We start from the raw sequence: 12,613 nt of genomic DNA, 5'->3' as shown, positions 1-12,613 counted from the left end.
ACGTGGCTACGCATTGAAAAACCGATAATCGGAAAACTAAATATGAAAAAAAGGGGAACACCCGTCACAACACGATGGAATCGCGTTCGATGATGCGGCAGCGCAATGCTGTTTTGACGCCATCTCGTTGTCTCTGCACCGCCATGCCATGATCGGATTCGAGATCCGCTACGGCCTTATCGCCGTCAAGCATGGCAACCAGCTGCCGAATCGCTTCGAAGCCCATTTCATAATGGGGCAATTCCAGCGTGGTCAGAGATGGTTTGATCACATCAGTGATGAACGGCTGATTGTCGATGCTAATCACCGACACGTCGGTTCCGATGCGCACTCCGCGTTCTCGCGCAGCTTCATAGATGAATGTGGCGCGCACATCGTTGAAACAGAAGATGCCGTCCGGCTTGATTTCGTCGAATACCCGCGCCGCCTCAGCAGCAGCGTTGGTCGTCTCCAATACATTGACGACCAACGCCTCATCGAATGCAATGCCAGCTTCCGCGAGCGCACGCCGATAGCCATCCAGACGCTCCCCCTGCGCGACAATGGCGTTTGCGGAACCGTAGTAAACGATGCGTCTGCATCCGGCTTGAATCAGACGGTTGGTGGCATCATACCCGGCCATCTCGTCATCAGGGTAGATTGAAGGAACCTTCCCTGCGGCGTCCTCACCATCCACCACTACTGTCAGACTGCCTTCCAATACCTCAGGAATGTCCACTTTACGGTGATACATCATGGCGTATAGGAAGCCATCCACGTTGTATCGGAGCAGGGCGGATATTTCTTGGTTCTCGAGTTCAGCGTCATTATTGGTGTTCGTGGTAAGCAGTATGTATCCGAGCTTGCTCGCGGCATCCTGCGCACCTTCGAGTACCTTGCTCGCGTACGGGGTCGTGGCGATCTCATCGGTCACAAATCCCAAGGCGTTGGATTTGTTGGTACGTAGGGTACGCGCCACGGAATTGGGCTTGTACCCCATGTTCTCGGCAGTCGCACGGATTTTCTGCGCAACCGCCTTGCTGACGCGATTGTGATCCTTATTGTTCATAACCAAAGACACAGTGCATACGGAAACACCCGCTTCCTTAGCTATGTCTTTGATGGATACCAATCGTTTGGACCTGTTCACTCGTTGCCTTACTGACGACTGCGCCATTTTATCACCCCCTTTTTTTGCGAACATGTCACGATGTCTGGTTTCGGGCGTGGCCCGTGCTCTGTTCCATGCGGTCATGAATGTCCATTCCAGGCAGACGACCGAATGAATAAATAATCCAGGCTGTGCAGAACATCGGCAGCGACAAGCCGAACACCATGAGAATTCCAGGCCATTGCACCCATACAAGCACGGTAAGAATCAGCAGTCCGACCTGCAGAAAGCTGCACAACGGGCGTGCCACAATCATCGCCAGTGTTGTACGAACAATCCAGATGGGACTCTCTTCATAGTTCGCGCGCACTACCCAAACCAAGGACGAGAACACTGCCAAAACTACGATGATGAGCAGCAGCACGCCGGAAACCATGATGTCGAAATCGCCGCGAGCATGCCAGTTCATCACGTAGTAGTCGACGATGACCACGGCCCAGAGAATAATCAAAGGCCAACCGAAAAGATTCGCGCGCTTGACTTCGCTTTTCCAGAAGTCGTGGAACGTCTTCCAAACTTCCTTGGCCCGCATTGAACGGTCCTCAGAAAGCACCCACGCACGGAACGTAGCCTGCGCAGCTGCGAACGAGGGGAGAAATCCTAGCACGACGGCTCCCATCAGAGTGTGCGCGAGTATGGCCACGTTGACCACGAAAATCGCGACTAGCAGACGGCAGAACCGCTCGTAGGCCACAGAGAAGCGGGCAAGCATAGCGAATCCTTTCTATCGGCTGGCTTTTAGATTGGTTTGTCTCTTGTCGAATTGCGTTTGACTCAACCCTTGACCGCGCCGAGCATCACACCCTTGTTGAAGTACTTCTGCAAGAACGGATAGAGCACAAGCAGAGGCAGAGTAGAGACGATGATGATGCCGAACTTGATCTGATCGGCGGCCTGCTGCTGCGCAGCCGCGTTGACATTGGTTCCAGTACCCTGCGCCACCAGTAGCAACTGCTGCAACACCACCTGCAATGGCTGCTTCTTGTCGTCGGTGATGTAGATAAGGCCCGTCATGAAATCGTTCCAGTGGCCGACAAAGTAGTACAGACCAATTACAGCCAGAATCGCGGAGCTTAACGGCAGCACAATCTTGAAGAAGTAGCCAAAGTAGCTCAGCCCGTCGATCTGGGCCGCATCGAAGAGCTCTTCGGGGATAGAGGTTTCGAAGAAGGAGCGGGCCACGATCACGTTGTACACGGAAACCGCGCCAGGCAGGATGAACACCCACATGCTGTTGTTGATGCCGAGGCTCTTGTACAGCAGGTAGTTCGGAATCAGGCCGCCGGCGATGAACATGGTCACGGTGAACAGGAACATGATCACGCGTCGCGGCTTGAACTCGCGACGGGATAGCGCGAAGGCGCAGGGAATGGTCACTGCCATGTTGACCGCGGTGCCGACCACCGAATAGATGATGGTGTTGAGATAGCCCTGCCAGATGCGCTGGTTGGCGAACACCTTAGCATAGCCAACGAAGGTCACACCCTTGGGTAGCAGCAGCACTTCACCGCCGGCCACGGAGTTCGGATTTGAAAATGATGCGATGACCACGAACCACAGCGGGTAGAGCACCGCCACAATGGTTAGGAGCAGCAGCACATTGATGATGCCCGACACTGCCAGGTCACCCGGCTTCTGCTTCTGGCGCACGTGCTTGTTCCAGGGAATGTCGTTCTTGTTCTGGGTAACAGCCTCAATTGTTGCAGACATGATAAAACCCTTCTAGAAAATGCTCGTATCGGAAACGCGCTTGGCGATTGCATTCGCGGTGATCAGGAAGATGAAGTTGACCAAGGTGTTGAACAGGCCGATTGCCGTCGAATACGAGTATTGGCCGTTGATAATACCGATTTTGTAGGTGTATGTGGCGATGACTTCGGTGGCCGGCATGTTCAGCGAGTTCTGCATCAGATAGATCTTGTCGAAGCCCACGTTGAGCACGGAGCCCATGTTCATGATGAGCAGGATCGCACATGTCGGCATGATCGCAGGAATATCGACGTAGCGAATCAACTGTAGACGGCCTGCACCGTCGATCTTCGCCGCCTCGTACAGCGATGTGTTCACACCGGCGAGCGCAGCCAGGTAGATGATGGAGTTCCAACCAACATGCTGCCAGACTTCGGAAATCCAATAGACCGCGGTGATGGCGCTGGTGGAGCCCATCAGTGATTCATCACCGAAGAAGCGACCGAGAATGCCGGTACCAGGAGTCAGGAAGATGTTGAGCATGGAGACGATGACCACCACGGAGATGAAGTGGGGCATGTAGGTGATCGTTTGTACGAAACCCTTGATTTTCTTAGAACCGATCTGATTGATCAGCAGGGCCAGAATAATCGGAAAGATGAAGCCCATGACCAGTGTCCAAAGGGAAATGCGGATGGTGTTGGTCATGATCTCGCCAAACAGCGGGTTGTGGAAGAATTCCAGGAAGTATTTGAAACCGACGAATTTGCCGCCGGTCAGGCCTTTGGTCGGATCGAACTCGCGGAAGGCGAGCTGGATGCCCCACATCGGCACGTAGGAGAACAGTCCCACGAAGAACAATGCCGGAGCGGAAAGAATCCACAACTGCCAGTAGCGACGTAAATGGTCGGCGATGCGATCGAGCAGACCTGGTTTCTTGCGGTCGGGAGCCGCTTCCATCGCCACCGTCCGTGCAGCAACGCCTTGCGATGTTTGTGCACTCATGTTGGTCTCCAATTTAGGATGATTGCTAGGGAACAAAAATGCGGGGTCCGGCGGCAGTCACGGGAGAGAAACGAACCCGTGCGATGGACCCCGCGGTATTACTTGGCTACTTGGTGTACTTGTCGTACCACTTCTGCCAAATCTTGATGTTGGCGTCGAGGCCGAGGGTCGGTTCGGACACCTTTTTCACGTAGGCATCCCATTCCTTGTCGATGCCGCCCTTCTGGACCCACTTCGCGATCTGGTTGTTCGCGTAGTTGGAGATGGCGGTGTTGTTGTTTTGCAGGGTGTTGGAGTCCTCGGTATCCGGGCGCACGTAAATCGGTACGACATCCTTGACGCCGTCGACGCGGTTGCGCGCCTCACGAATGGCCAAATCGGACGCAGTGACCTGGTCGGCGTTGGTGTCGTTGACCATCTTCACGTCGTCGCGAATCCAGCCACCGAAGCGGTCCTGCAGGGCGACGGCGCGGGTATCAGGATATTCGGCGTAGGCTTTAGCCTTGTCGATGGTGTACTGGTGGTCGCCGTCATCGGAGACGATATCCGGAATAGAGCCGAAGAATCCAGCCACGGAAAGCTTCTCGCCGTACATGGCGTCGATCACCTTGTAGATGGCGTCCTGGTTGGCTGCGTTCGGGTTGACGGTCAGGCCGGAACCGGAGTAGGCCCAGCGGCAGGCGTCCTGGGAATAATCCCACTTGACCTGGGAGTCGGGCGTGGAGGCGTCCTTCTTCAGCGGCGGCAGGGTGACGTACTGGTCGCCAAGCGCGTTGCCGTATTCGGCGTAGTTGGACCAACCGAAGGAGACGCCGGTCAGCGCGGTCTTGCCGTCACTGACGGTCTGCGAAGTGTATTGCGAGGCGTCGCGGGTGAGCACATCCTTCGGGATAAGGCCCTTGGCCATGAGTCCGTGCAGGTAGGAGACGACGTCCTTGAGCGCGTCGGAGGTGTAATAGCTCTTAACCTTGCCGTTGTCCACATAATAGCCCTGTTCGGAAGCGCCGCCGCCCATGAAGGAGGTGACCACGCCTTCGGAGTTCATCAGCGCCAGAGGGCTCCACAGGCCGAAACCGAGGCTGCGGATATTCATCGGCACCTCATCAGCCTTGCCGTTGCCGTTCGGATCCTGGGTCTTGAATGCATCGAGCACGTTCTCGAGCTCGTCCCAAGTGGTCGGCATCTGGAGTCCCAGCTTGTCCAGCCAGGTCTTGTTGATGAACATGTGAGTGCCGGAAACCTCGTAACCCTTGCCGCGGTCGGAGGGCAGCATGGCGATCTTGGTGCCATCGGTAACGTACTTCGCGGCGCCCGGCTGGGCCTTGAGGAACTTCTTGACGTTCGGCATCTTGTCCAGATGCGGCTTGAGATCCTCGAAATAGGTGCTGTACTTGGCCGCATCCACCATGCTGAACAAGCTCAAGCCAATGTCCGGGAATTCACCGGCGGCCATCTTGGCGCTCTTCTGCTGGCCCCAAGCGTTGTCGGAGACTTCCTGCCACTTGATGGTGCAATCGCAGGCGGCTTCCAGATCCTTGGTGTACTGGGTGTCCTGCATCGGATGGTCGGTCACGTTGCGACGAACCAGAATGTTGACGATTGGCTTGCCGTTCTCGTCTGTGGTGGCCTGCTTGTTGCCGCAGGCGGCAAACGTCGTGACCATAGTCGCGACTGCAGCTATTGATGCCAACAGGCGAACACTTCTTCGTGCCATGATTAGGCTCCTTCTTCCTTGATGTTTCCTCCCCGTACCGATGTAAGACGCACCGGTACGACCCCGTCAGCCACTTGCTTTGTGGTTGTTTCCTTGCGGTGGTTAACGCTATAAATCGTTAATCGTTTAATGTCAAACGTTAATCGTTTATCTCAATAGTTAACACTCTCATCGACCAGTCCACCCAGCGTCGCAAACGTAAACTTCGGCTCCATACTGCCGTTCTTGCAGAACACCGGAATCACCCACATCGCGACACGCCGTTAATCGTATAACGTATGTATCGTCTGTCGTCTGACCGTTGTCAGGCACCAATACCGCCGGAATGGAACAGCTCAGACAAGTCACAAACCTGCATCACGCCATTCATGCTGTTCCATTTCCGGATTCGCGGACTCTCAGGAATCATCGAGTCCGTTGTGCCATGTTCACACGGCCAGACTCTCAACCGCACCGTCGTCGACCTGCACCGGCACCAGCTTCGGTTCTTCCTTGCCGCCCTTGAGCATAAAGGAGAAGACCAGCACGATTGCCACAAGCACGAGGCCGAACATATAGCCGTAGCGCGAACCGTCCACGAAGCCCTGCGCGGCATTGGCACCGCCACCGGCCGCATAGCCGGTCTGGCCCAGGCCCAGCAGGCAGGTGGCCACAGCGGTGGCGATGGCGCCGCACACCTGCTGCATGGTGTTGAGAATGGTGCTGCCATCAGCAGCCATGCGGCCCGGCAACGATTTGAGCGCAGCGGACTGCGCCGACTGCTGAATAAACGGGATGCCCACCATCACGATGATGTGTGCGGCCAAGAACAGCACAACACCCGAGTCAACACCGATGGCAAAGAACAACGCGCCACCGATGGCTGCCATCACCACACCGATCCACACGAGCACCCTCGCACCATGACGGTCGAACAGGCGACCGGCCATCAGCGTGCACACCGCGTTGACGATGCCGCCGGGCAGCATGAGCAGACCGGCGAGCGTAGAGCTCATGCCCAGTCCGCGCTGCAATTCCTGCGGCACCAAATACATGAACGCCAAAGTGCAGGCAAACGAGCAGCTGACCATGATGGCCGGCGTACGGAACGCCGCAATGCCAAGCGCGCGCAGGTCAAGCAGTGGGTCGGCGATGTGCAGCTGACGGTAGGCGTAGAGGGCAAGAACGACTACGCCAATCACCAACAAACCGACTACCGCCACGGAGAAACCCATGTCGCTGATCAGGCTCACGCCGGCCACGAGGCAGCCGAAGCCCAGCGCGGAGGCGACGATGGAAAGCATGTCCACGGCCGGGCGCGTGCGTTCGATTGGGGTGACGAAGAATGCGGCCGTGCAGGCCAGTGCGATTACGGCGACGACGGCGAACAGCGCGAAGATCGCGCGCCAGCTCAGGGCACCGATCAGCGCGCCGGCCAGGGTGGGGCCGATGACCGGCGCGAACATGATCACCAGGCCGGCCACGCCGTTGGCGGCACCGATTTTGTGGGGCGGGAAGACGCGCATGATGGCCGCGTACATGGTGGGCAGCACGATGCCGGTGCTGATGCCCTGCACGATTCGGCCGGCGAGCAGCACGGGGAAACCGGTGGCCACGGTGCATACCAAGGCACCGACGAGGAAGCAGGTCAGCGCGAACAGCACGAGCGTTTTGGCTTTGATCCATTTGAGCATGAAACCCACGCACGGCAGCACCACGCCAATGGCCAGCATATAACCAACGACCATCCACTGTGCGGTGCCGGAGGATACGGAGAACTCGTCCATCAGATCGGGCAGGGCGATGTTCATGGATGTCTCGGACAGCATGCCTAGGAATGCGCCGATGTACAGGCCGAGCATCACCTTATGCGGATGGTCGAAATGCCTGGTTTCGGAAGCGTTGTGGGGGCTATGGGAATAAGCGGTGCCGGATTCGCCGGCGGGCATGATGTTATCGGAAGTTGTCTGGATAGCGGACAACGGAACCTCTCTTGGATTACCTCTCAGATTGCCGTCGCGCGAAAATGTCGTTACGCCCCTAACGTCCGGGCCAACGACGGCAATAAAAAACGCATGGTGTCTGCCATGTGATTTCGGCAGATGCCATGCGATTTTCAAAACAATCCGTCACCGTAATACGATTCAAGATTCTTCGTAAGTCCGCCCAGCGTGTCGCGGGATAAAACGAAGCTCCCTCGTCAGAGGGAGCTCAGATGCGGGCTCAGGCCTCGCGCGAAGCGCTCGGAGCGGCATAAGCCGCGAGAGCGCGAGGAGCGTGGAAGCCTTGCTTTTCGAATTCGTCGGCGATCTTCTGAGCGACTTCCTGAGAACGACCCTTGTCCACCAACGCGATGATGGAGCCACCGAAGCCGCCGCCGGTCATACGCGCACCGTAGGCGCCGTTCTTGCGGGCCACGTCCACGGCGATGTCCAGCTCGGGGACGGTGACCTCGTAGTCGGCGGCCAGCGAATCGTGGGAAGCGTTGAACAGACGGCCCGCAGCCTTGATGTCGCCCTGAGCGAAGGCACGCACGAAGGAACGCACGCGCTCGATTTCGGTGACGACGTGGCGCACGCGCTTCTTCATGGTCTCGTCAGGCAGGGCGTCAAGCGTTTCCTTGAGGGCCTGGAACTGGTCATCGGCCTTGGAGATGCCGTCGGCGGTAACGCGCAGGTTGGCCACACCGAGAATCTTGGCGGCTTCCTCGCAGGTGGCGCGACGCTGAGCGTACTGGCCATCGTTGAGCTGGTGCGGAGCCTGGGTATCGACCACAAGCAGCTCGAGGTTGTACTTGTCGAGGTCGAACTCCTGCTGGGAGACGTTCTCCAGCGGGGTCAACTCCGGGCGGCAGTCAAGCAGCAGCGCATGGCCGGCGGTGCAACGCATGGAAGCGTTCTGGTCAAGACCGCCGGTGGAGGCACCGGCCATCTCGTTCTCGGACTTGATGGCGGCGTTGATGAGGGTCACACGGCCGGCGTCGGAATCGCCGTAGCCGAGGCCGTACACGTCGTCCAGAGCCAGAGCGGTGGAGCAGGTCATGGCGGCGGAGGAGCTCAGGCCGGAGCCCAGCGGCACGCAGGAGACGAAGGCGGCATCAAAGCCCTTGACCTTGTCGAAACCAGCCTGACGCAGCGCCCAGGCCACACCGGTCGGGTAGGCGGACCAGCCGTCCACGCCACGGGCCTTGAGGCCATCGAGATCAGCTTCGGCGACCTTGTCGGGAGCCACGCCGGAGACGACGCGAACCTTGGTGTCTTCGCGCGGCTTCAGGGCGATGAAGGTGCGGTGCGGCAGAGCGATCGGCAGGCACAGGCCGGCGTTGTAATCGGTGTGCTCACCGATCAGGTTCACACGGCCCGGAGCAGCCCACACGCCCTCGGGCGCAGCGCCGTAGGTGTCGACGAACAGCTTGGTAGCTTGCGAGACGCCTTCCTCATGGGTCAGCGGCTCAATGAATTCAACAGCAGTCATTGATGTTTTCTTTCTATCAGTCGGCGATGTCGATGGAGCCGAGCTCGTGGAAGCGCTTGGCGATGAGTTCCGGCGTGGTGTCGGAGATCCAGGCGGCCATGCCGGATTCGGAGCCGGCGAGGTACTTGATCTTGTTGGCGGCGCGGCGGAAGGAGAAGAACTGCAGGTTCAGGCGGTAGTTCTCGCGGCGGGCGTCGTGGATCGGGGCCTGGTGCCAGGCGGCGATGTATGGCAGGTCCATGCCCTTGCCGTCGCCCTTGTCGAAGAAGGCGTTGCCGCGCTTCAGGAGGTGCGAGTACATGGAGGCGAGGTCCCAGCGTTCTTCGTCGTTGAGCTGGTCGAGGGTGAGCACGTCGCGCACCGGGGCCACGTGCACCTCGAGGGGCCAGCGGGCGGCGGCCGGCACGTAGGCCACCCAGCTGTGGTTGCGCATCACGATGCGCTCGCCGGCCTCAATCTCGGCATTCATCAGGTCCTTGAGCAGGTTGCCGCCGGTCTTCTCGTGGTAGGCCTCGGTGTGCTGCAGTTCCTTCTCCATCTTCGGAGCGATGAACGGGTAGCAGTAGACCTGACCGTGCGGGTGGGCCAGGGAGACACCGATTTCGGCACCGTGGTTCTCGAACGGGAAGATCTGCTCGATGCCGTCCATCTTGGAGATTTCGGCGGTGCGGAAGGCCCAAGCCTCCACCACCGTGCGCAGACGGGAGACCGGAAGGTCGGCCGGCAGACCGGTTTCGTTCGGGTCGAAGCAGATGACTTCGCAGCGGCCGGCGGCGGGCTTCTGCTCCCACAGCGGGTTGCCGTCCACGAACTTCACGGAGTCGTCCTCTCCGGGCACGCGCACCATGGAGGGGAAGCGGTTTTCGAACACCACGACGTTGTAGTCGGTGTCCGGAACCTCGCCGTCCTGATACGGGTCGCCGGGCTTGCGGGCGGCCAGCGGGTTGCCCTTGGCTGTGGCGCCGGGGCCGGCGGTGATCGGGCGGTTCATGCGGGCGGTGGCCATCGGGATCCAGTCGCCGGTCAGCGGGTCGCGGCGCATCTGAGGGGCGGCGTACGGCACTTCGTTGCCGTCGGCGTCCAGGTGCGGGGCGAAGCGGTAGTCCAGCGGACGCGGATCGTTCAGCTCGCGGGTCTTCTTGCCGGAGACGTACTCCGGATCATCGTCGAGGTAGAAGAAGTCGCGTCCATCGGCCAGCTTGGTCGGTGTGATGCGGATGTGCTCCTTCGCGTATTCACCCGGTTCGTAGTTGGCAAAATCTGCCATGATCACTCACTTTCCTCAGTTGGCTCGGTCTGGTGAGCCAGAACGAGTTCCTTAACCAAATCTTTAGTTTTGGCGGCGGAATCGGGGTCGAGCCCGTCGTCGGTGATGACCGTGTCGACCTGATCGAAGCGCGCGAACAACGACAACGACGTGCAGCTCCACTTGGTGTGATCGGTCAAAACTATGGTGCGATCGGCGATGTCCATCATCGCCATATCGGTTGCGGCCTCCAGCGAGTTCGGCATGAGGAAGCCACGGGGTATCGACACGGAGTGCGTGCCGAGGAATACGGTGTTGACGCGCAGGGATGCGACGACCTTGTCGGCGATCGGCCCCACGAGGGAGTTCGAACGCGTGATCACACCACCGGTGACGATAACCTCCACATCCTTGGATTCAAGCGCCTGGACGAGCTCCGCCACTGGAATCGAATTGGTGAGGATGGTGATGCCGCTGGATTGCTGCGATTCAAGCAGATGCTGGGCGAATACGTAGGCCGTGGTGCCGCCGCCGATGGCGATCACGTCTCCGGGTGCCACGTATTTCACAGCCTCTTGGGCGATGGCGTCCTTGAGTCCGATGTCCATTTGGGACTTCACGGAGAACAGGGGCTCGCTCAACAGGGTACTGGTGGTCACGGCACCGCCGTGGACACGATTGAGCAGACCCTTATCGGCCAACTCCGCGATATCGCGGCGGATGGTCATCGCCGAAACTCCCAGCTCCTTGGATAGTGCGGTGATGCGCACAGCACCGCGTGTGCGCAGCCTGCTCAAGATGAGGTGCTGACGTTGTGACGAAATCATACGAACATTATCGCACACAAAAGCTCACAAACAAAACCGTGTTGAGCGTTTTCCGCCAAAGTTTGCGTTCGCATCGTTCCATTTAAGGCCTGGCGGCTCTTCAACGCCGCCGAATCGCGCAAAATCGCACATTCGACGACACATATGCAGCGAAACCAACCGAAAACTCCGTACCCGAGCCAGCGGCAAGACCCCGCCTATCATGCACGATCAACTGTGCACACCCTGCTGGCTTCGGAGCGCTCCAAGTGAGAGAATGGGCGTTATGACTTACGTTATCGACAGCTTCTGGCATGACGCCGTGAACAAGGCCACCACCGACCTGTTCACTTTCGGATACAAGCACATCATCAAACCGAACTTCGTGTTCAACCATAGGCCCGACGAGGCGCACGACCAGATGATCGAATTCTGTCATGTGGTCAGGCATCTTCCGCCGCTGCTGTTCGCCGAGCGCACGATGCTCGACTACACCGACCCCATTCTGGAGACGAATGTGATGGGCATCGACTTCTCCAACCCGTTCGGCCTGTCGGCCGGCCTCGACAAGAACTGCGACATGCCCGTGGTGCTGGACAACGCCGGTTTCGGCTTTGAAACCGTCGGTTCCACCACGTCCCGCCCCTGCCCAGGCAATCCGAAGCCCTGGTTCCACCGCCTGCCCGAATACGATTCGATGATGGTGCACGTGGGTCTCGCCAACATCGGTTCCGACAAGGTGATCGCCCGCGCGGAACAGGCGTGGACGCAGGCGCGGCAGATGCAGATCTCCGTGTCCATCGCACGCACCAACGACGATCTGTGCGGGGATCTGGACGAGGGCATCGAGGATTATTGCATCTCGATGCGCCGCGCCGCCGGACGCACCGCCATGGTCGAGGTGAACGTCTCCTGCCCGAACACCCACGTGGGAGAACCGTTCACGGCCTCCCCCGAATCGCTCGACCGACTGTTCACCGCTTTGGACAAGATTGAGCGACCGCAGCCCACCCTGGTCAAGATGCCGCTCAACAAGCCATGGGCGGAATACAAGGAACTGCTGGATGTGCTCGCCGAGCATAATGTGCAGGGCCTGTCCCTAGCCAATCTGCAGAAGGACCGGACCGGTCTCGAGATTCCGCGCGACTGGGAGGGAGGCCTTTCCGGCGGCCCGTGCACCACAGCCAGCAACGCGCTGGTGCGCAAGGTATATCAGGAATACGGCGACCGCTTCGTCCTCGCCGGCATCGGAGGCATCTTCACTCCGGAGCAGGCATACGAGCGGATCCGCTCCGGTGCAAGCCTGGTCATGTTCATCAGTTCGCTGATGTATCGCGGACCGCAGCAGATCACCGTGCTCAAGCGCGGCTTGGCCGAACTGCTGCGCCGCGACGGCTTCGAGCACGTGTCCGACGCCGTCGGCGTGGACGTACGGTAACTGGCACCGGTGCTCCTGTACTTGCAGGCTCCCCTGACAGGGGGAGCCAAAACACAATCAACGAGCTACTGACGCAAGACATTAGTGGCTACTAGTAGCCACTAGTAGCCAC

10 protein-coding genes are annotated in these 12,613 nt (G+C 58.9%); 1 reads left to right on the top strand and 9 read right to left on the bottom strand.

All coding sequences use genetic code 11. The features are described 5' to 3' along the window. Positions 1 to 64: 64 nt before the first annotated feature. The 9 genes from BW09_RS03535 to BW09_RS03495 form a co-directional block, all read right to left on the bottom strand. On the bottom strand, positions 65 to 1,156 hold the full coding sequence (locus BW09_RS03535; RefSeq protein ID WP_140464740.1) for a LacI family DNA-binding transcriptional regulator: 1,092 nt from the start codon (positions 1,154 to 1,156) through the stop codon (positions 65 to 67). 28 nt (positions 1,157 to 1,184) lie between these two features. Then, positions 1,185 to 1,862, bottom strand: coding sequence for a YesL family protein (locus BW09_RS03530; protein ID WP_033501636.1), 678 nt, complete (start codon positions 1,860 to 1,862; stop codon positions 1,185 to 1,187). A gap of 62 nt (positions 1,863 to 1,924) precedes the next feature. Further along, on the bottom strand, positions 1,925 to 2,860 hold the full coding sequence (locus tag BW09_RS03525) for a carbohydrate ABC transporter permease (protein WP_140464738.1): 936 nt from the start codon (positions 2,858 to 2,860) through the stop codon (positions 1,925 to 1,927). Positions 2,861 to 2,872: 12 nt separating this feature from the next. After that, complete coding sequence (locus BW09_RS03520; RefSeq protein ID WP_012578329.1) at positions 2,873 to 3,844, bottom strand: sugar ABC transporter permease; 972 nt, start codon at positions 3,842 to 3,844, stop codon at positions 2,873 to 2,875. A gap of 106 nt (positions 3,845 to 3,950) precedes the next feature. After that, positions 3,951 to 5,558 carry an extracellular solute-binding protein gene (locus BW09_RS03515; protein WP_039199152.1) on the bottom strand — a complete coding sequence of 536 codons (1,608 nt, stop codon included), beginning with the start codon at positions 5,556 to 5,558 and terminating at the stop codon, positions 3,951 to 3,953. A gap of 428 nt (positions 5,559 to 5,986) precedes the next feature. Continuing rightward, complete coding sequence (locus BW09_RS03510) at positions 5,987 to 7,486, bottom strand: DHA2 family efflux MFS transporter permease subunit (protein ID WP_007051325.1); 1,500 nt, start codon at positions 7,484 to 7,486, stop codon at positions 5,987 to 5,989. A gap of 274 nt (positions 7,487 to 7,760) precedes the next feature. Continuing rightward, positions 7,761 to 9,011: a galactokinase gene (gene galK / locus BW09_RS03505; protein WP_007051326.1), complete on the bottom strand. Its 1,251-nt coding sequence runs from the start codon at positions 9,009 to 9,011 to the stop codon at positions 7,761 to 7,763. A 16-nt stretch (positions 9,012 to 9,027) separates the two neighbouring features. Further along, the gene (gene galT, locus BW09_RS03500; RefSeq protein ID WP_140464736.1) at positions 9,028 to 10,278 is read right to left on the bottom strand and encodes a galactose-1-phosphate uridylyltransferase; all 1,251 of its coding nucleotides are present in this window, start codon (positions 10,276 to 10,278) and stop codon (positions 9,028 to 9,030) included. Positions 10,279 to 10,280: 2 nt separating this feature from the next. Next, positions 10,281 to 11,084, bottom strand: a complete 804-nt coding sequence (locus tag BW09_RS03495; protein WP_044090093.1) for a DeoR/GlpR family DNA-binding transcription regulator — start codon at positions 11,082 to 11,084, stop codon at positions 10,281 to 10,283. Positions 11,085 to 11,349: 265 nt separating this feature from the next. Here BW09_RS03495 and BW09_RS03490 point away from each other — a divergent pair, with 265 nt between their 5' ends. Then, positions 11,350 to 12,501 carry a quinone-dependent dihydroorotate dehydrogenase gene (locus tag BW09_RS03490; protein WP_140462610.1) on the top strand — a complete coding sequence of 384 codons (1,152 nt, stop codon included), beginning with the start codon at positions 11,350 to 11,352 and terminating at the stop codon, positions 12,499 to 12,501. Positions 12,502 to 12,613: the final 112 nt, after the last annotated feature.

Origin of the sequence: Bifidobacterium sp. UTCIF-1 (genome assembly GCF_006408915.1) — a bacterium.
Classification (GTDB): Bacteria; Actinomycetota; Actinomycetes; order Actinomycetales; family Bifidobacteriaceae; genus Bifidobacterium; species Bifidobacterium reuteri.
Note: the sequence above shows the minus strand (reverse complement) of the source record. Positions and strands in the feature narration are given on the sequence as shown.